Raw genomic sequence first — 19,347 nt, forward strand, 5'->3', positions numbered from 1 at the left:
GCATCTGTGGCCAAGTTTTTAAGGGCGCACGGTGGATGCCTTGGCACCAGGAACCGATGAAGGACGTGGGAGGCCGCGATAGTCCCCGGGGAGTCGTCAACCAGGCTTTGATCCGGGGGTTTCCGAATGGGGGAACCCGGCAGTCGTCATGGGCTGTCACCCGCACCTGAACACATAGGGTGTGTGGAGGGAACGAGGGGAAGTGAAACATCTCAGTACCCTCAGGAAGAGAAAACAACCGTGATTCCGGGAGTAGTGGCGAGCGAAACCGGATGAGGCTAAACCTTGAGCGTGTGAGACCCGGCAGGGGTTGCGCTCAAGGGGTCGTGGGAAAGTTCTTCAGCTGTCTGCCGGCAGTTGGGCGAGTCAGAAACCGTATGGATAGTCGAAGGACATGCGAAAGGTCCGGCGTAGAGGGTAAGACCCCCGTAGATGAAATCTGTACGGCTCGCTTGAGCTTCTCCCAAGTAGCACGGGGCCCGAGAAATCCCGTGTGAATCTGGCGGGACCACCCGCTAAGCCTAAATATTCCCTGGTGACCGATAGCGGATAGTACCGTGAGGGAATGGTGAAAAGTACCGCGGGAGCGGAGTGAAATAGTACCTGAAACCGTGTGCCTACAAGCCGTGGGAGCGTCGGACATGCAGCTTGCTGTGTGTCTCGTGACTGCGTGCCTTTTGAAGAATGAGCCTGCGAGTTTGCGGTGTGTAGCGAGGTTAACCCGTGTGGGGTAGCCGTAGCGAAAGCGAGTCCGAATAGGGCGGTTGAGTTGCACGCCCAAGACCCGAAGCGGAGTGATCTAGCCATGGGCAGGTTGAAGCGCGGGTAAGACCGTGTGGAGGACCGAACCCACCAGGGTTGAAAACCTGGGGGATGACCTGTGGTTAGGGGTGAAAGGCCAATCAAACTCCGTGATAGCTGGTTCTCCCCGAAATGCATTTAGGTGCAGCGTCACGTGTTTCTTGCCGGAGGTAGAGCACTGGATAGGCGATGGGCCTCACCGGGTTACTGACCTTAGCCAAACTCCGAATGCCGGTAAGTGAGAGCGTGGCAGTGAGACTGTGGGGGATAAGCTCCATGGTCGAGAGGGAAACAGCCCAGAACACCGACTAAGGTCCCTAAGCGTGTGCTAAGTGGGAAAGGATGTGGAGTCGCAGAGACAACCAGGAGGTTGGCTTAGAAGCAGCCACCCTTGAAAGAGTGCGTAATAGCTCACTGGTCAAGTGATTCCGCGCCGACAATGTAGCGGGGCTCAAGCACACCACCGAAGTCGTGTCATTACAGCATTAACCCCCAACGGGGGCTGTGATGGGTAGGGGAGCGTCGTGTGCCGGGTGAAGCAGCGGAGGAATCCAGTTGTGGACGGTTCACGAGTGAGAATGCAGGCATGAGTAGCGATACAAGAGTGGGAAACTCTTGCGCCGATTGACCAAGGGTTCCTGGGTCAAGCTGATCTGCCCAGGGTAAGTCGGGACCTAAGGCGAGGCCGACAGGCGTAGTCGATGGACAACGGGTTGATATTCCCGTACCCGCTTTGAAGCGCCAACGGCGAACCTCTGAATGCTAAAGCCGTGAAGCCGGCCCGGAGTCTTCGGACGATGGGACGTGGTGGAGCCGCTGACCCAACAGGGTAGTAGCTGAGCGATGGGGTGACGCAGGAAGGTAGTCCAGCCCGGGCGGTGGTTGTCCCGGGGTAAGGGTGTAGGACGCAAGGTAGGCAAATCCGCCTTGCACATAGTCTGAGACCTGATGCCGAGCCGATTGTGGTGAAGTGGATGATCCTATGCTGTCGAGAAAAGCCTCTAGCGAGTTTCATGGCGGCCCGTACCCCAAACCGACTCAGGTGGTCAGGTAGAGAATACCGAGGCGTTCGGGTGAACTATGGTTAAGGAACTCGGCAAAATGCCCCCGTAACTTCGGGAGAAGGGGGGCCGGAACTGGTGATCGGATTTACTCCGTGAGCTGGGGCCGGCCGCAGAGACCAGCGAGAAGCGACTGTTTACTAAAAACACAGGTCCGTGCGAAGCCGTAAGGCGATGTATACGGACTGACGCCTGCCCGGTGCTGGAACGTTAAGGGGACCGGTTAGTCAACTTTCGGGTTGGCGAAGCTGAGAACTTAAGCGCCAGTAAACGGCGGTGGTAACTATAACCATCCTAAGGTAGCGAAATTCCTTGTCGGGTAAGTTCCGACCTGCACGAATGGCGTAACGACTTCTCGACTGTCTCAACCATAGGCCCGGTGAAATTGCATTACGAGTAAAGATGCTCGTTTCGCGCAGCAGGACGGAAAGACCCCGGGACCTTTACTATAGCTTGATATTGGTGTTCGGTTCGGCTTGTGTAGGATAGGTGGGAGACTGTGAAGCCGTGACGCCAGTCATGGTGGAGTCATCGTTGAAATACCACTCTGGTCGTGCTGGATGTCTAACCTGGGTCCGTGATCCGGATCAGGGACAGTGTCTGGTGGGTAGTTTAACTGGGGCGGTTGCCTCCTAAAGAGTAACGGAGGCGCCCAAAGGTTCCCTCAGCCTGGTTGGCAATCAGGTGTTGAGTGTAAGTGCACAAGGGAGCTTGACTGTGAGACCGACGGGTCGAGCAGGTGCGAAAGCAGGGACTAGTGATCCGGCGGTGGCTTGTGGAAGCGCCGTCGCTCAACGGATAAAAGGTACCCCGGGGATAACAGGCTGATCTTCCCCAAGAGTCCATATCGACGGGATGGTTTGGCACCTCGATGTCGGCTCGTCGCATCCTGGGGCTGGAGTAGGTCCCAAGGGTTGGGCTGTTCGCCCATTAAAGCGGTACGCGAGCTGGGTTTAGAACGTCGTGAGACAGTTCGGTCCCTATCCGCTGTGCGCGTAGGAATATTGAGAAGGGCTGTCCCTAGTACGAGAGGACCGGGACGGACGAACCTCTGGTGTGCCAGTTGTCCTGCCAAGGGCATGGCTGGTTGGCTACGTTCGGGAGGGATAACCGCTGAAAGCATCTAAGCGGGAAGCCTGCTTCGAGATGAATGTTCCCACCTCCTTGAGAGGGTAAGGCTCCCAGTAGACGACTGGGTTGATAGGCCGGATGTGGAAGCCCAGTAATGGGTGGAGCTGACCGGTACTAATAGGCCGAGGGCTTGTCCTCAGTTGCTCGCGTCCACTGTGTTGTTCTGAAACAACGACCCTACGCAGGGAAAGACATGCGTGGTGCGGTCGGATAGTTTCATAGTGTTTCGGTGGTCATAGCGTGAGGGAAACGCCCGGTTACATTCCGAACCCGGAAGCTAAGCCTCACAGCGCCGATGGTACTGCAGGGGGGACCCTGTGGGAGAGTAGGACGCCGCCGAACAATCATTCCGAAAGGGCCCCATCCGGGAACGGATGGGGCCCTTTTGTGTTGTATGGTCAGTGCCGCAGAGTTGTCGCACCACGTCGCACCACGGAGCAGGAGGCCCCCAGGTGGAGGTCCAGGAGACGCGTGTCCAGACCGACCGTGTCCTCACCATTCCCAATCTGTTGAGCATGGCGCGGTTGGCCGGGGTGCCGGTCTTTCTCTGGTTGATCCTCTGGCCGAAGTTCGGCGGGCCGAATGCCGACGGCTGGGCGATTCTGGTGCTGATGTTCAGTGGGGTCAGTGACTACCTGGACGGGAAGCTGGCTCGGCGGTGGGGGCAGATCAGCCGGCTGGGGCAGATCCTGGATCCGGCGGCGGACCGGTTGTACGTGCTGTCGACGTTGTTGGGGCTGACCTGGCGGGAGATCCTGCCGTGGTGGGTGACGGCGATCCTGCTGGCGCGGGAAGTGTTCATCGCGGGGCTGTTGCCGGTGTTGGCCAAGTACGGGTACGGGCCGTTGAACGTGAGCTTTCTGGGGAAGGCGGCCACGTTCAATTTGATGTACGCGTTCCCGCTGCTGCTGATCGGGGCCGGGGACAGCTGGATCGCGACGCCGGCGCTCGTGGTGAGTTGGGCGTTCATCTGGTGGGGGACCACGCTTTACTGGTGGTCCGCCATCCTGTACGCGATCCAGGTACGGCAGATCGCCAAGGGGCGTGTTGCGGCAGCGTGAAGAGTTGGAGACGGCTGCTCCGGTTCGGGGCCGGCGGGGGTGGCCAGTGTGAATGAGGTGACACGTAACGGGGTGCGGTGAGTCGCGCGGGCACATCCGGGTAGAGGAGCACTGGAACGGTTTGATGGACCCCAAGGGGGTTCACCACCGCTAAGGAGGACCTACCCGTAATGAAAGCCGTTGTGATGGCAGGGGGCGAAGGCACGCGCCTCCGCCCGATGACTTCTAGCATGCCCAAGCCGCTGCTTCCGGTGGCCAACCGGCCGATCATGGAGCACGTGCTGCGGCTGCTGAAGCGGCACGGCCTTACGGACACCGTCGTCACCGTGCAGTTCCTGGCTTCGCTGGTCAAGAACTACTTCGGGGACGGTGAAGAGCTGGGGATGCACCTCACCTATGCCAACGAGGAGACCCCGCTCGGCACCGCCGGGAGTGTGAAGAACGCCGAGGACGCGCTCAAGGACGACTCGTTCCTGGTGATCTCGGGTGACGCGCTGACCGACTTCGACCTCTCCGACCTGATCGCCTTCCACCGGGAGAAGGGGGCGCTGGTCACGGTCTGCCTGACCAGGGTGCCCAACCCGTTGGAGTTCGGGATCACGATCACGGACGAGGAGGGGAGGGTCGAGCGGTTCCTGGAGAAGCCGACCTGGGGGCAGGTCTTCTCGGACACCGTGAACACCGGGATCTACGTGATGGAGCCCCAGGTCTTCGACTACGTCGCGGCCGGGGAGTCGGTGGACTGGTCGAGCGACGTCTTCCCTCAGCTGCTGAAGGAGGGCAAGCCGGTCTACGGGTACGTGGCCGAGGGCTACTGGGAGGACGTGGGCACCCACGAGAGCTACCAGAAGGCCCAGGCCGACGTGCTGGAGGGCAAGGTCGAGGTCGAGCTGGACGGGTTCGAGATCTCGCCCGGGGTCTGGGTGGCCGAGGGCGCCGAGGTCGACCCGGGGGCGGTGCTGCGGGGGCCGCTGTACATCGGTGACTACGCCAAGGTCGAGGCCGGGGTCGAGTTGCGGGAGCACACCGTGCTCGGCTCGAACGTGGTCGTCAAGCGCGGGGCGTTCCTGCACAAGGCCGTGGTGCACGACAACGTGTACATCGGGCCGCAGAGCAACCTGCGCGGGTGCGTGGTCGGGAAGAACACCGACGTGATGCGGGCCGCCCGGATCGACGACGGGGCGGTGATCGGGGACGAGTGCCTGATCGGCGAAGAGTCGAGCATCTCGGGCAACGTGCGGGTGTACCCATTCAAGACGATCGAGGCCGGCGCCTTCGTCAACACGAGCGTGATCTGGGAGTCCCGGGGCCAGGAGCACCTCTTCGGGCTGCGGGGCGTCTCGGGGATCCTGAACGTGGAGATCACCCCCGAGCTGGCCGTGCGCCTGGCCGGGGCGTACGCGACCACCCTGAAGAAGGGGGCGACCGTCACCATTGCGCGTGACCACTCGCGTGGTGCACGTGCGCTCAAACGGGCGATGATCTCTGCCCTCCAGACCAGTGCGATCGACGTCCGCGACCTGGAGAACGTGCCGATGCCGGTGGCCCGGCAGCACACCGCGCGCGGCAGCGCCGGCGGGATCTTCCTGCGGACCACGCCCGGGGTGCCGGATTCGCTGGACATCCTCTTCTTCGACGAGCGCGGGGCCGACCTCTCGCAGGCCGGCCAGCGCAAGCTCGACCGGGTGTACGCGCGGCAGGAGTACCGCCGGGCCTTCCCGGGGGAGATCGGTGACCTGACCTTCCCGTCCAGCGTGTTCGACAGCTACGCGGGCAACCTGCTGCGGGCCGTGGACACCACCGGGATCCGGGAGGCCGGGCTCAAGGTGGTGGTGGACACCGCGCACGGCTCGGCCGGCCTGGTGCTGCCCAGCATCCTCGGGCGGCTCGGGGTCGAGGCGCTCACCGTCAGCGGCGGCCTGGACGAGGCGCGGCCGACCGAGGACGCCGACGCCCGGCAGGCCGGCCTTGCCCGGCTCGGTGAGCTGGTGGCCTCCTCGCGGGCGGCCTTCGGCGTGCGGTTCGACCCGGTGGGCGAGCGCGTCTCCTTCGTGGACGAGCTCGGGCGGGTGATCCAGGACGACCGGGCGCTGCTGGTGCTGCTCGACCTGGTCGCCGCCGAGCGGCGCAGCGGGCAGGTGGCGCTGCCGGTGACCACGACCCGGATCGCCGAGCAGGTGGCCGCGTACCACGGCACCCAGGTGCGCTGGACCACCACCTCGCCGGACGACCTGGCGAAGGCGGCCGCCGCCGAGGAGACGATCTTCGGCGGGGACGGGCGCGGCGGGTTCGTGGTGCCGGAGTTCAGCGAGGTGCTGGACGGGGCCGCGGCCTTCGTCCGGCTGCTGGGCCTGGTGGCGCGCACGCAGCTGACGCTGAGCCAGATTGACGCGCGAATCCCGCAGGCGCACATCCAGCGGCGGGACATCGCCACGCCGTGGGCGGCCAAGGGCATGGTGATGCGCTCGGTGGTGGAGGCGGCCGGCAACCGGCGGCTGGACACCACGGACGGCGTGCGGGTGGTGGAGCCCGACGGGCGGTGGACGCTGGTGCTGCCGGACCCGGCCGAGGCGATCACCCACCTGTGGGCCGAGGGGCCGGACGACGCGGCCACCGAGGCGCTGCTGGACGAGTGGGCCGCGGTGGTGGACGGCGCCGGTCGCTGACGCTCCGTCGGGAAGGCGATGAGGGGCGGGCGGAGCACCGAGGTGCTCCGCCCGCCCCCGTGCGCCTGCCGGGCCGGGGGGTGTGCGTTCGGCGGGTGGGCGACGTGGGACGATGTACCGCATGCCAGCATCCACGACGCCGAGTGACCGGGACGGTCGGTACTCCCGGCCGGACGCCTCGATGTCCCTGCTGACCACCGTGATGGAACACAGCCTGGACGACGGCTACGCGGAGGCGGCTCGGGCCAGGGGCGAGGAGGGCAGCAGCAGGCTGCCCGGCTCGCTGCGGGGCCGGGTGATGCTCGGGGTCGGGCTGGCGCTGGCGGCCGGGGTGGTGACGGTCGGCGCGGTCAACGCGCACGTGGCCGAGCCGGTGCTGGCCAAGGAGCGGGACGCGCTGGTGCAGCGGGTCAACGACTCGACCACGGCGGCCGACAGGCTCCAGAAGCAGGTCCAGGACCTGCGGCACCAGGTGGACGAGGCCCAGCAGCGCGCGCTGCACGCCGGGAACGACCAGGGGCCGGCTGAGCTGGCCGGGCGGGTCGGCACCGGCGAGGTGACCGGCCCGGGCTTCAAGCTGGTGCTGGACGACGCCTCGGGCACCGGGGCGGGTGGTTCGGTGAACGACCCGCGGCAGGCCGACGGCTTCCACGACAGCGGGCGGCTGCGCGACCGGGACCTCCAGCTGGTCGTCAACGGGGTCTGGCTCTCCGGGGCCGAGGCCGTCTCGATCAACGGTCAGCGGCTCACCGCACTGTCGGCGATCCGGGCCGCCGGCGACGCGATCCTGGTGGACAACCGGCCGCTGGTGCCGCCGTACACCGTGCTGGCGCTGGGCGACGGCCCGGCGATGGGTGCGGCCTTCGGCGCGGCGGAGGCCGGACACTACCTGAAGATCATCCAGGACAGCTACGGGATCAAGTCCACGCTCTCCGTACAGAAGAAGCTCACGCTGCCCGCAGCCGTGGGCATCACGCTGCGGTACGCGCAGCCGCTGACTTCGGGGGCGCCGAGCGCGTCCCCGACCACAGGGACAGGAGCACCAAAGCAGTGATTGCCGTACTGGGTCTCGTGATCGGAGTGGTGGTCGGCCTCTTCGTGCAGCCCGAGGTGCCCGACGCCGTGGTGCCGTACCTGCCGATCGCGGTGGTCGCGGCGCTGGACGCGGTGTTCGGCGGGGTGCGGGCGATGCTCGACGGGATCTTCGACGACAAGGTCTTCGTGGTGTCGTTCCTCTCCAACGTGGTGGTGGCGGCGCTGATCGTCTTCCTCGGTGACCAGCTGGGCGTCGGATCGCAGCTCTCCACCGGCGTGGTCGTGGTGCTCGGCATCCGGATCTTCTCGAACGCCGCCGCGATCCGTCGGCACGTGTTCCGGGCCTGAGGAGGACGCTGGTGGACGAGGAGAAGCAGCCCGAGCGGGCGGGGGATGCGGGCGACACGCCCGAGCCGGATGTGAAGAAGATCGCTCCGGAGGAGCCGGCGCCCGAGCCGGAGGCCGTGGTGGAGCCGGAGGCGGAGCAGGAACCGGAGGTGGAGACGGAGCCGGCGCCCGAGCGGGAGCCGGAACCGTCGGTGGTGCCCGAGCCGGTGAAGCCGGCCTCGGCCGCGGCCGAGCCGGCGGACCCGCGGAAGCGGCTGAAGGCCGCGCTCTGGCCGCTGCGGATCTCGCGCGGGCAGCTGGTGGTGGCCCTGCTGCTGTTCTCGCTGGGTCTGGCGCTGGCCATCCAGGTACGGTCGACCAACGACCACAGCCAGCTCCGCGGGGCGCGCCAGGAGGACCTGGTGCGCATTCTCGACGAACTGGACAGCCGTCAGCAGCGTCTCCAGCAGGAGAAGTCGCAGTTGGAGCAGTCCCTGGCGCAGTTGGAGAACAGCTCCAACCAGGCCAAGGACGCCGAGGAGCAGACCAAGAAGAAGGCGGCGGAGCTCGGGGTGCTGGCCGGCACGGTCAAGGCCACCGGTCCGGGCATCGTACTGACGGTCGATGACCCCCAGGGGCAGGTGAAGGCCGATATGCTGCTCGACACCCTGCAGGAACTCCGAGCGGCGGGGGCGGAGGCGATTCAGATCAACGATGTCCGAGTGGTGGCGAGCACCTCGTTCACCGACCAGACGAACGGGGGCGTGCAGATCGACGGCAAGACGGTCGCGCAGCCGTTCAAGTTCACGGTGGTCGGGCACCCGCAGGACCTGACGCCCGCGCTCAACATCCCCGGGGGTGTCGTGCGCACGCTGGAGAAGGACCAGGCCAAGGCGACCATCACGGAGCAGCAGAACGTGGTGGTGGACGCGCTGGCGGCCCCGAAGACCCTCCAGTACGCCAAGCCGGCGGCGAAGTGACGGGCCGGTTCCCGTACGGTCCGTCAGCCGCGGGGCGACCCGGGGGCCGTCGCTGCCCCGCCGATCAGCGACACTGGTACGTATCACCGGCCCGGACCTGGCAGGATGCCGGGGTCGGTGCCTGTCCGAGATTCGCACCCTGCCCCGCGGGCGGGTCTGTCACACGCAAGGGGATTCGCCCGTGAGTCTGTTCTCGAAGCTGTTCGGCCGCAACAACCGACGCGCTGCGGCCGTCGAGGCCCCGACCGCGCGCCACCGCCGGGGCGAGGAAGAGGCCGGCGTGCCCGGCATGCGGCCCGCGCCGGAGCAGGGCGGCTATGACGACCGTCCGCTCTTCCGGGACGGCGCGGGCGCCCAGGTCGGCGGCAATTCCGCGGGTTACGGCGCGTCGGCCGACGGTTCGGGCGCTCCGCGCATAGGTTTCCAGTCAGGACCCTCAACCTCTGGTGGAGGGTTTGCCCCGAACCCCTACACCGGTCACGCCTCGGCGGGCGTGCCGCGCCAGGAGGCTGCGTCCATGGCCACTCCGTGCCCCCGGTGCGGTAACCAGAACCAGGCCATGGCCCGGTTCTGCTCCAACTGCGGGACGGCGCTGCGCGGCGGCATCCCCGAGGGCGCGGCCGAGACCACCTCGACCATCTCGATCTCCGGCCTGGAGTCGTACGACCCCAACGCCACCACCGGCACCGGCGCCACCCCGGCTCTCTCGGCCGAGGTGCTGCAGGCGATCGACGCGCTGCCGCCGGGCTCGGCCCTGCTGATCGTGCAGCGCGGCCCGAACTCGGGCAGCCGCTTCCTGCTGGACGCGGACGTCACCACGGCGGGCCGTCACCCCGAGGGCGACATCTTCCTGGACGACGTCACCGTCTCGCGCCGGCACGTGGAGTTCCGGCGTCAGCAGGTCGGCTTCACCGTGGCCGACGTGGGCAGCCTGAACGGCACCTACGTCAACCGGGAGCGGATCGACGAGGTGGCGCTCAACAACGGCGACGAGGTGCAGATCGGCAAGTACCGGCTGGTCTTCTTCGCCAGCCACCGGGGGTACTGACCAGCACGACGACAGGAGCCCGCGTGACCTCGCACAGCCCGTCCGCCGCCGAGACCGCGCCCGTCCCCGGCTCCCGCCGGGCGGGCGAGGTCAGGCGGCGCGGTGACGAACTGCTCAGCATCGGCGCCGTGCTCGCCCACCTGCGGGACGACTTCCCCGAGGTCACCATCTCCAAGATCCGCTTCCTGGAGGCGGAGGGGCTGGTGGAGCCGCAGCGCACCCCCTCGGGCTACCGGAAGTTCAGCCCGGCGGACCTGGAGCGGCTGGCGTACGTGCTGCGGGTGCAGCGGGACCACTACCTACCGCTGCGGGTGATCCGGGAGCACCTGGACGCGATCGAGCGCGGCGAGGCCCCTCCCGCGCTGCCCGGGCCCGAGCAGCGGCCCGGGCCGCTGGAGGAGGCCGACCGCGAGCTGGTGGCCGCCTCCGGGGCCGCGCCGGGGGTACGGCTCGGCCGGGCCGAGCTGCTGGCCGCCGCCGAGGCGGGCGAGGGCGAGCTGGCCGAGTGGGAGGCCTACGGGCTGCTGGCCCCCGGCCCGGACGGCGGCTACGACGGCGAGGCGCTGCAGATCGCCCGTCTGGTGGCCGAGATCGGCCGCTACGGCCTGGAGCCGCGCCACCTGCGCGCGATGAAGGCCGCCGCCGACCGCGAGGTCTCACTGGTCGACCAGGTGGTCGCCCCGCTGCGGCGCCACCGCAACCCGCAGACCAGGGCGCACGCCGAGACCACCGCCAGGGAGCTGGCCACCCTCTCGGTGCGGCTGCACGCGGCGATGGTGCAGGCGGGCCTGCGAGCCCGTCCGGCCGGCGGCTGAGGGGCGGCCGGACAGGCCCTCGTCGGGGCAGGCATCGGGCCTGTGCGGGGGTCCTTGAGGTCCGTGGGACGGGGCTGCGCTTTCATATCCGGGGCCAGGGTCATAGGGTTGCGAGTGTGAATGAGCTCGACGTCGTGGGTGTCCGGGTGGAGATGCCTTCCAACCAGCCGATCGTGCTGCTGCGGGAGGTAGGGGGCGATCGGTACCTGCCGATCTGGATCGGTCCTGGTGAGGCGACCGCGATCGCGTTCGCGCAGCAGGGGATGACTCCGGTGCGGCCGCTGACGCACGACCTGTTCAAGGACGTGCTGGACGCGTTGGGGCAGCAGCTGACCGAGGTGCGGATCAGCGATCTGCGCGAGGGCGTGTTCTACGCCGAACTGGTCTTCTCCGGCGGGGTCGAGGTGAGTGCCCGGCCCTCCGACGCGATAGCGCTGGCGCTGCGGACCGGCACGCCGATCTACGGGAGCGAGGAGGTGCTCGCCGAGGCGGGCATCGCGATCCCGGACGAGCAGGAGGACGAGGTGGAGAAGTTCCGCGAGTTCCTCGACCAGGTCTCGCCCGAGGACTTCGGCGGCCAGCAGTAGGGCCGGTCGTAGGCCGACCGTAGGGCTGAGCCCTTCTCAGGTTCCTCCGTCACCCGCAAGTCGGGTTTTGCCAAAGTGCGTCTGCGTACCCACACTGGGGGCACGAAAAACCACTCCTTGGAGTGACACTGTGCGCGAGCCCCGGCGTGGCGATCGTTGACGGGTCCAGGGCGACTGCTTACCGTCAGGAGTGGCTCCCGGGGTGTCACTCCGGGTGGGCTTTCGATGGCGGACCGGGACCAGCGGACGGAGGTTGGCATGAGTGGCATCGGCGAGGAGACGGCGGTCGGTTCCCTGTGCTCCGTGCACGTCCCGCGCGCGGCACGCCCCGTGCCGGAGTTGGCCAGGGTGGGCCAGTTCCCGGCCGTCCAGGCCGCCCAGCCGGCGATCGAGCGGCTGCCGGCCGAGCGGTCGGCGGTCGAGCGGTCGGCGGTGGAGCGGCTGGCGCCCACCTCCGGCCTGGTGGGCTACCGCGGGCCGACGGCCTGCGCCGCCGCCGGGATCACCTACCGGCAGCTGGACTACTGGGCGCGCACGGGCCTGCTGGAGCCGAGCGTGCGCTCCGCGTACCCCGCGAACAGCCAGCGGCTCTACAGCTTCCGCGACATCCTGCTGCTGAAGATCGTCAAGCGGCTGCTCGACGCCGGGGTCTCGCTGCAGAACATCCGGGTGGCCGTCACCCACCTGCGCGCGGCCGAGTCGACCGACCTGACCGGCCTCACCCTGTTGAGTGACGGGGCGACGGTCTACGAGTGCACCTCGCCCCAGCAGGTGGTCGAGCTGCTCGGCAGCGGCCAGGGCGTCTTCGGGATCGCGGTGGGCGCCGTCTGGCAGGAGCTGGAGTCGGCCCTCGGCCGCCTCCAGGCCGAGCGCACCGACACCGGCGAGACGCTGCACGGCCACGACCCGGCCGACGAGCTGGCCCAACGGCGCAACCGCGCGGGCTGACCCGGTCGTCCTCCGGACCGGTGAGTGGATCACCGGACGAACGGAGGGACGGGGGCAGGCATGCGCATACGGACTCTGCTGAGCGGTAGACGGCGGCAGCGGCGGGTGTACCAGGCCGTGGTGGTGCTGGCGGCGCTCGGGCTCGCGCCCAGCGCCTGGCTCTTCCTCGGGGCCGACGACCGGGTCGGCACGGTGGCCGAGGCCCCGTCGGCGCCGGTGGCGGTGGTCTTCGGGGCCGGCCTCTTCGACGGCAAGCCCTCCCCGTACCTGGCGCACCGGCTGGACGCGGCGCTTGAGCTCTACCGAGCGGGCAAGGTCGAGGCCTTCCTGGTGACCGGGGACAACGGCCGGAGCAGCTACGACGAGCCGGACGCGATGCGCACCTACCTGCTGGAGCACGGGGTGCCTTCGGTACGGGTGGTCCGCGACTACGCGGGCTTCGACACCTGGGACTCCTGCGCCCGTGCCAAGCGGGTCTTCGGGGTGGACCGGGCGGTGCTGGTGAGCCAGGACTTCCACGTCCGGCGGGCGCTGGCGCTCTGCGAGGCGGCCGGCATCGACTCTTACGCCGTCGGGGTGGACGAGCCGCACGACGCGACCTGGTACTACGGCGGCCTGCGGGAGATCCCGGGCGCCGGGAAGGCCGCCTTCAACGCGCTGCTGACGCCGGATCCGAAGTACCTGGGCGTCAAGGAGCCGGGCATCGCCGCCGCGCTGGCCGACGCCGCGCACCCCGCCGGGGGGTGATTGTCAGTGGGCTGAGGGATGATCAGCGGGTGCGATCACTGCCGAGCATCCTCCACCTCGACATGGACGCCTTCTTCGCGGCGGTGGAGCAGGCGGCCAAACCGAGCCTGCGCGGGAAGCCGGTGATCGTCGGCGGGGTCGGCGGCCGGGGCGTGGTCGCCACCGCGAGCTACGAGGCGCGCAAGTTCGGCGTGCACTCGGCGATGCCGATGGCCCAGGCCCGTCGGCTGGCGCCGAACGCGGCCTTCCTCTCCGGCCGGTTCAGCGCGTACCGGGCGGTCAGCGAGCAGGTGATGGCCCTGCTGCGGCAGCTCTCGCCGCTGGTCGAGCCGCTCAGCCTGGACGAGGCCTTCGTCGACCTGCAGGCCGGCCCGTACGGCCCGGCGCTGGCCGCCGTGCCGCCGGCCGAGGGCGCCGAGCTGGTGACGGCCATCGGGGAGGACCTGCGGGCCGACATCCGCCGGGTCACCAACCTGACCGGGTCGGTCGGCCTGGCCGGGTCGAAGCTGATGGCCAAGATCGCCTCCGAGCAGGCCAAGCCCGACGGCCTGGTGATGATCGGGGTCGGTTCGGAGCGATCGGTGCTCGGCCCGATGTCGGTCCGGGCGCTGCCCGGGATCGGGCCCGCGACGGAGCAGGTGCTGCGGCGCTCAGGCTTCATGACGGTCGAGGACTTGGCCGAGGCCGGCGAGACGGAGTTGGTCCAGCTGCTGGGCAGGGCGCACGGGGTCGGCGTCCACCAGATGGCCCTGGGCCTGGATTCGCGGCCGGTGGTGGCCGACCGGGACGCCAAGTCGGTCTCGGTGGAGGACACCTTCGCCGTCGACCTGCTGGACCGGGACCGGATCCTGCACGAGATCGACGTGCTGACGGCGCGGTGCGTGGCCCGGCTGCACGCGACCGGGCGGTCGGGGCGGACGGTGGTGCTCAAGGTGCGGCGCTTCGACTTCTCGACGCTGACCAGGTCGGAGACGCTGAAGGGCCCCACGGACGACGCGGCGGTGATCGGCGAGACGGCGCGGCGGCTGGCGCTCCAGGTCAACACGGCCGGTGGGGTGCGGCTGCTGGGCGTCGGGGTCTCGCAGCTGGCGGATTTCACCCAGGAGGACCTGTTCGCGCAGGCGGCCGCGGCTGAGGCCGAGGCCGAGGCCGAGGCTTCCGAGGCGGTGGCGGAGCAGCTTCCGGTCGAGGAGGAGGAGACGGCGCTGCGGTCCGGGGTGGGGGCGGCCGAGCGGAGCGTGGGCGGGGCGCCGGAGGGGGCCGTGCGGCAGTGGTACCCCGGGCAGGACGTGGCGCACGCCGCGTACGGGCCGGGGTGGGTGCAGGGCAGCGGGGTCGGGCGGGTGACCGTGCGGTTCGAGACGCCGGACAGCCTGCCCGGGCGGGTGCGGACCTTCTCGATCGAGGATCCTGAGCTGAGCCCGGCGGAGCCGCAGCCGCTGCGGCGGCTGACGGAGGAGTAGGGGGAGGGGGCCGGCCGGGGGAGTATTCGGGAGCGCCCGGGGCGGTTGGTCGGCTACGTTCGGATCCGTTGGAGTACGGGGGATTCGGGGTACGGGCGTGGACGCGTTCTGTGGGATCGACGTGGCGGAGTTGCTGCGGGAGTACGGGGTGCCGGGGTGTTCGGTGGCCGTGCTGGAGGGCGGGGAGGTCGTCGAGCGGCGGGGGTTCGGGGTCCGCTCGGTCGGCGGTGGGGCGGTCACCGGGGAGACGCTGTTCCAGGCGTGCTCGGTGAGCAAACCCGTCTCGGTGCTGGGGGTGCTGCGGCTGGTCGAGCGGGGCCTGTTGGAGCTCGACGGCGAGGTGGACGGGCGCTTGGTGGGGTGGCGGCTGCCCGCGAACGGGGGCTGGCGACCCAGGGTGACGCTGCGTCAGCTGCTTAGCCACACCGGGGGGTTGAGTCCGGGGGGATTCGGTGGGTACCCGGCGGGGGCGGTGGTGCTCTCGCTGGTGGAGGTGCTGACGGGCAGTGGGGCGGCGAACTCGGCCGGGGTGCGGGCGGAGGGCGTGCCGGGGCTGGGCTTCCGGTACTCGGGCGGGGGCACCACGGTGCTCCAGCTGCTGCTGGAGTCGGTGACCGGCCGCGGGGTGACGGAGCTGCTGGACGAGCTGGTGCTGGGCCCGTTGCGGATGGTGGGCAGCACCTTCGGGCAGCCGCTGGCGAAGCCGTACCGGCCGGTCGCCGCGCACGGGCACCGGGCGGGGGCGGTGCCGGTGGCCGGCGGCTGGCACACCTACCCCGAGCAGTGCGCGGCCGGGCTGTGGACCACGCCCGGGGACCTGCTGCGGTACGTGCGGGGGGTGCAGGTGGCCTGGGCGGGGCGGGGCCTGCTGGGGCCCGAGCTCGCCCGGGAGATGCTGCGGCCGCAGGTGGCGCTCGGCCCGGGCGGCGGGGTGGTCGGCGGGCTGGACCACGTGGGGCTCGGGCCGTACCTGCGGATGGTGGACGGGGAGCCGGCCTGGTTCGGGCACACGGGGGCCAACGAGGGATACCGCTGCCAGTTCCTCGGCAGCGTGACGGGTGGCCGGGGCGCGGTGGTGATGACCAACGGCGATGCCGGGCAGGCCGTGGTGGGGCGGGTGCTGCGGGCCGTCGCGGCGGCCCACGGCTGGTCGGACCTCGACTTCGGCCGGGTGTACACCCCGGCCCGGGCGGCGGAGGCGTTCGCGGGCCGCTACCGCGCGCGGGACGGCCGGGCGGTGGAGATCGTGGCGGCGGCGGGCGGGCCGGTGCTGCTGGTCGCGGGGCAGGAGCCGCTGCGGTGCTTCGCGCTCTCCGAGCAGGAGTTGGTGGCGGAGGAGCTGGCCCTGGCGGTCCGGCTGGACGAGCGCGGCGGGGTGCGGCTGGAGCAGGGCGGCACGGTGCTGGAGTACGCCCGGGTGGGGGAGTAGCCGGCCGCCTGCCGCACGCCGGGCGGGCGACCGCCCGTTCGCGGCGGGGATGCCCGAAGGCCCCGCACCCGTGTGTGGGTGCGGGGCCTTCGGGGCCGGGCCCGGGGCTGGTCGCGATGCCCTCGTCGACCGCTGGGTCCCGGTGCCCGCGCGCCCTGTCCCTTGGCGCGCGGGGTGGGCGTCTCGTCAGACGCCGGCCTTGGTGGGCTCCGGGGTGCTGGCCGGGGCCGGGGTGGGGAGGGCGGGCTTGATGCGGCGGATGGCGAAGGGGACCAGGCCGGCGATCAGGCACATGACGCCCGCCGTCCAGAACGCGCTCTTGTAGGCGTCCAGGGTGGGCAGCGGGATCGGCAGGCCCTTGATGGTGTCACCGGTGAGGATGGCGGCCATCACGGCGGTGCCGATGGCGCCACCGACGGTGCGCAGCACGGCGTTCATGCCGTTGGCGATGCCGGACTGCTCGGCCGGGACGGCGCCGTTGATGTAGGCGGGCATGGCCGCGTAGGCCAGGCCGACGCCGAGACCGAACACCGCGGAGGCGAGGTAGATGTCGCCCTCGGCGCTGTGGCGCAGGGCCAGGTAGGCCATCGAGACCGCGCCGAGCGCGCCGCCGAGCACCAGCGGCAGACGCGGGCCGCGGCGGCCGATCAGCAGGGCACCGACCGGGGCGGCGAGCATCGAGCCGACGGCGGAGGGCAGCAGCATGACGCCGGCGTGCAGCACGGTGGCGGTGAAGCCGTAGTGGGTGAACTTCTGCGGGGTCTGGGCGAAGTTGCTGATGACCATGAAGGAGCCGTACATCCCGAAGCCGATCAGCAGGCCGGAGATGTTGGTGAAGGCGACGGCCGGGCGGGCCATCATCTTCATGTCGACCAGCGGGTGCTTGACCTTGACCTCGATGATGATCCAGACCAGCGCGACGACGGCCGCGACGGCGAACAGGCCGAGGGTCTTGGTGGCCGTCCAGCCCCACTCGTTGCCCTGGCTGACGGCGATCAGCAGCGCGGAGAGCCAGCCGGCCAGGGTGATCGCGCCGAGCGGGTCGGCGCCGCCGTCCTTGTCGACGACCGGGTCCTTCGGGACGCGCAGGGCGACCAGGGCCACCGCGACCAGGCCGAAGATCAGGCCCATCCAGAAGATGGACTTGTAGCTCCAGTGCTCGAGCAGCAGACCGGTGGCGACCAGGCCGAGGCCGGAGCCGACGCCCATCGAGGCGGAGATGGCGGCGACGCCGCCGGTGACCTTCTCGCGGGGCAGCTCGTCGCGGACGATGCTGATGGCCAGCGGCAGCACGCCACCGCCGGCGCCCTGCAGGACGCGGGCGACGACCAGCCAGGTGAAGGAGTGGGTGCCGACCGCGAGGGCGGAGCCCGCGACCAGGCCGGCCAGCGAGATCAGCAGCATCGGCTTGCGGCCGCGCAGGTCGCCGAAGCGGCCGAGCAGCGGGGTCAGCACGGCGGCGGAGAGCAGGTTGGCCGTCATCAGCCAGGTGATGTTGGAGCCGGTGACGTTCAGCTCCTTGGCCAGCGAGGGCAGGATCGGGACGACCGCGGTCTGCACCACGCTGAACGCCAGCATGGCCAGGATCAGGGCCGGGAGCACGCGGGTGCTGCTCGGCTTGGCGGCCGCGGCGGTGGGCTGTGGTGCCTCACTCACGGTGGTTTCCTCCGGTTCGAGCCCGCCGTCGGTGGTCGATTCAGACGGGCAATGGTGAATGAACTGAAGTAACCATGCACCCCGATAGTTCAGTGTGTCAAATATCGACCGGTGAACCTTCGAGGCGCACCGCTGAGGACACGTCACGGGCCCCGGCCCCGCCGAAGCGGGGCCGGGGCCCGTGGGGTGGATCAGCCCAGGTGGCCGGGGTCGGTCGGCGGCGGGGAGTCGGCCAGCTGGCCGAAGTCGGCGCCCGGGTCGTCCTGGATCTCCACCTGCTCGCGGCGGAGCTCCTCGCGGACCACGTGGTCGTCGGTGTAGCGCTCGACCACCAGGCGCACCCGCTCGATCGGCACCAGGTACTTGTGCACCACCGGCCGCTCCTCCTGAAGGGTCACCTCCTCGACCGCCTCGGCGATCTCCTCCTGGGTGAGCGCGTCGCGCTCGCCGTCGCTGACCGGCACCCGCTCGACCCGGACGCGCTCGCGGACCACGGGCACGTGCCGCTCGACGGTCTCGCTGGTGACGTACTTGCGCAGCCGGGCGGTGTAGGTGACCTGCCACTCGGTGGTGATGTCGAGCCGCTCCTCGCGGCAGGTGATCTCCACCGGGCCGCTCGGGGCGCTGGTCGCCGCCGAGGGCGCGGGGGCCGCCGGGCGTTCGAGGGTGGGGGAGGCGGTGGAGTTGACCGGCCGCATCGGGGCGGCGGGGGCGGTCTTGTCGTGGTCGCGGACGGGGGTGGTGAACGCCATGGGGGTCGCCTCGGGCATCAACGGAGCGGGTGAAGGAGTAGGGGGCGGGGGAGTCGGGGCGGCGGCGGGAGCCGGGGCCTGGGTGGTGGCCGCAGCGGCGGCGGCGGTCCTGACGGTGCCGAAGTCGTGGTCGGCGGCCGGGGTGCCGTTCGCGGCGGGGGGAGCGGCGGGGGTGCCGGTGGTCTCCAGCCCGTAGTAGCGGTAGAGCTGGAGCTCCTGGGCCGGGGAGAGGTGCTGGCCCACGCCGAAGTCGGGCGACTCCTTGATCAGGGCCTTGTCGTACGGGACCTTCAGCTCCTCGCCGGAGAACTCACTGGTGGTCAACGGGACGAAGGCGTCCCGGCCGAAGATCCCGGTCCGGACCGCGGCCCACTCGGGCTCGCCGGTCGCGTCGTCGAGATAGACCTCGTCGACCGTGCCGATCTTGTCACCGTTCCGGTCGACCGCCTTGTGTCCGATCAGGTCGCGCGGATCGATATCGGTCTGCACGTTGTCCTCCAGTACGGGTGCTCCTGGCGAAACTCACTCGGAGGGCGGCCGGCGGAGCTGTCCGACTGCCATCTCATACGAAAAGCCATCAAACGGGTGGCAGCGACCCGGATACCGCCGTCCGGGCAAGGGTTGGGCCGTCCGGGGACAGTGGCGAAAGCCCTCCGCAGACCTGACGGGGCCGGTGATCGCGGCGTGTCGCGCTGGTACCCTGGGCGCGACCGCCGAGCCCGCTCGGGAGAGTCCCCGAACCCCGTGAACTGCGGAGATCGAGGCGCCGAAGGAGCAAACCCTCCCCGGAATCTCTCAGGCATCCGTACCGTGTGGGATAGGTCACTCTGGAAAGCAGGG

14 protein-coding genes, 2 rRNA genes and 1 riboswitch are annotated in these 19,347 nt (G+C 69.5%); of the genes, 14 read left to right on the plus strand and 2 right to left on the minus strand.

The annotated features are described in order from the left end of the window. The first annotated feature begins 8 nt into the window (after nucleotides 1-8). The 14 genes from CFP65_RS34120 to CFP65_RS34185 all read left to right on the plus strand — a co-directional run bounded on the left by CFP65_RS34120 (nucleotide 9) and on the right by CFP65_RS34185 (nucleotide 16,099). Nucleotides 9-3,131: ribosomal RNA gene (locus CFP65_RS34120) — 23S ribosomal RNA — on the plus strand. An 87-nt stretch (nucleotides 3,132-3,218) separates the two neighbouring features. Then, nucleotides 3,219-3,335, plus strand: a 5S ribosomal RNA gene (rrf, locus tag CFP65_RS34125). A gap of 110 nt (nucleotides 3,336-3,445) precedes the next feature. Further along, nucleotides 3,446-4,054 carry a CDP-alcohol phosphatidyltransferase family protein gene (locus tag CFP65_RS34130; RefSeq protein ID WP_104819803.1) on the plus strand — a complete coding sequence of 203 codons (609 nt, stop codon included), beginning with the start codon at nucleotides 3,446-3,448 and terminating at the stop codon, nucleotides 4,052-4,054. A gap of 170 nt (nucleotides 4,055-4,224) precedes the next feature. Beyond that, the gene (locus tag CFP65_RS34135; RefSeq protein ID WP_104819804.1) at nucleotides 4,225-6,720 is read left to right on the plus strand and encodes a mannose-1-phosphate guanyltransferase; all 2,496 of its coding nucleotides are present in this window, start codon (nucleotides 4,225-4,227) and stop codon (nucleotides 6,718-6,720) included. A gap of 121 nt (nucleotides 6,721-6,841) precedes the next feature. Further along, entirely contained in the window at nucleotides 6,842-7,774 is a 933-nt protein-coding gene (locus CFP65_RS34140) for a DUF881 domain-containing protein (RefSeq protein WP_371682494.1), read from the plus strand. Further along, nucleotides 7,771-8,103: a small basic family protein gene (locus CFP65_RS34145; RefSeq protein WP_073927316.1), complete on the plus strand. Its 333-nt coding sequence runs from the start codon at nucleotides 7,771-7,773 to the stop codon at nucleotides 8,101-8,103. The genes CFP65_RS34140 and CFP65_RS34145 overlap by 4 nt, the downstream gene beginning before the upstream one ends. A gap of 11 nt (nucleotides 8,104-8,114) precedes the next feature. Next, the gene (locus CFP65_RS34150) at nucleotides 8,115-9,062 is read left to right on the plus strand and encodes a DUF881 domain-containing protein (protein ID WP_254552710.1); all 948 of its coding nucleotides are present in this window, start codon (nucleotides 8,115-8,117) and stop codon (nucleotides 9,060-9,062) included. Between the two features lie 181 nt (nucleotides 9,063-9,243). Next, nucleotides 9,244-10,110, plus strand: coding sequence for an FHA domain-containing protein (locus CFP65_RS34155; RefSeq protein ID WP_174805599.1), 867 nt, complete (start codon nucleotides 9,244-9,246; stop codon nucleotides 10,108-10,110). Nucleotides 10,111-10,220: 110 nt separating this feature from the next. Next, a complete protein-coding gene (locus CFP65_RS34160; protein ID WP_217368315.1) occupies nucleotides 10,221-10,925 on the plus strand; it encodes a MerR family transcriptional regulator in 705 nt (234 codons plus the stop codon). Nucleotides 10,926-11,041: 116 nt separating this feature from the next. Further along, nucleotides 11,042-11,512, plus strand: a complete 471-nt coding sequence (locus tag CFP65_RS34165) for a bifunctional nuclease family protein (RefSeq protein ID WP_104819807.1) — start codon at nucleotides 11,042-11,044, stop codon at nucleotides 11,510-11,512. Nucleotides 11,513-11,770: 258 nt separating this feature from the next. Beyond that, nucleotides 11,771-12,460, plus strand: coding sequence for a MerR family transcriptional regulator (locus CFP65_RS34170; RefSeq protein WP_254552711.1), 690 nt, complete (start codon nucleotides 11,771-11,773; stop codon nucleotides 12,458-12,460). Nucleotides 12,461-12,520: 60 nt separating this feature from the next. Continuing rightward, nucleotides 12,521-13,207: a vancomycin high temperature exclusion protein gene (locus tag CFP65_RS34175; protein WP_104819808.1), complete on the plus strand. Its 687-nt coding sequence runs from the start codon at nucleotides 12,521-12,523 to the stop codon at nucleotides 13,205-13,207. A 29-nt stretch (nucleotides 13,208-13,236) separates the two neighbouring features. Beyond that, the gene (locus CFP65_RS34180; RefSeq protein ID WP_104819809.1) at nucleotides 13,237-14,670 is read left to right on the plus strand and encodes a DNA polymerase IV; all 1,434 of its coding nucleotides are present in this window, start codon (nucleotides 13,237-13,239) and stop codon (nucleotides 14,668-14,670) included. A gap of 97 nt (nucleotides 14,671-14,767) precedes the next feature. Then, nucleotides 14,768-16,099: a serine hydrolase gene (locus tag CFP65_RS34185; RefSeq protein WP_104819810.1), complete on the plus strand. Its 1,332-nt coding sequence runs from the start codon at nucleotides 14,768-14,770 to the stop codon at nucleotides 16,097-16,099. A 186-nt stretch (nucleotides 16,100-16,285) separates the two neighbouring features. On the opposite strand, the gene CFP65_RS34190 is transcribed toward CFP65_RS34185, so the two are convergent. Then, complete coding sequence (locus CFP65_RS34190; RefSeq protein WP_104819811.1) at nucleotides 16,286-17,755, minus strand: MFS transporter; 1,470 nt, start codon at nucleotides 17,753-17,755, stop codon at nucleotides 16,286-16,288. A gap of 191 nt (nucleotides 17,756-17,946) precedes the next feature. Further along, on the minus strand, nucleotides 17,947-18,996 hold the full coding sequence (locus tag CFP65_RS34195; protein ID WP_104819812.1) for a PRC and DUF2382 domain-containing protein: 1,050 nt from the start codon (nucleotides 18,994-18,996) through the stop codon (nucleotides 17,947-17,949). A gap of 225 nt (nucleotides 18,997-19,221) precedes the next feature. Beyond that, a riboswitch (glycine riboswitch) is annotated at nucleotides 19,222-19,328 on the plus strand. Nucleotides 19,329-19,347: the final 19 nt, after the last annotated feature.

It is taken from the genome of Kitasatospora sp. MMS16-BH015, assembly GCF_002943525.1.
Classification (GTDB): domain Bacteria; phylum Actinomycetota; class Actinomycetes; order Streptomycetales; family Streptomycetaceae; genus Kitasatospora.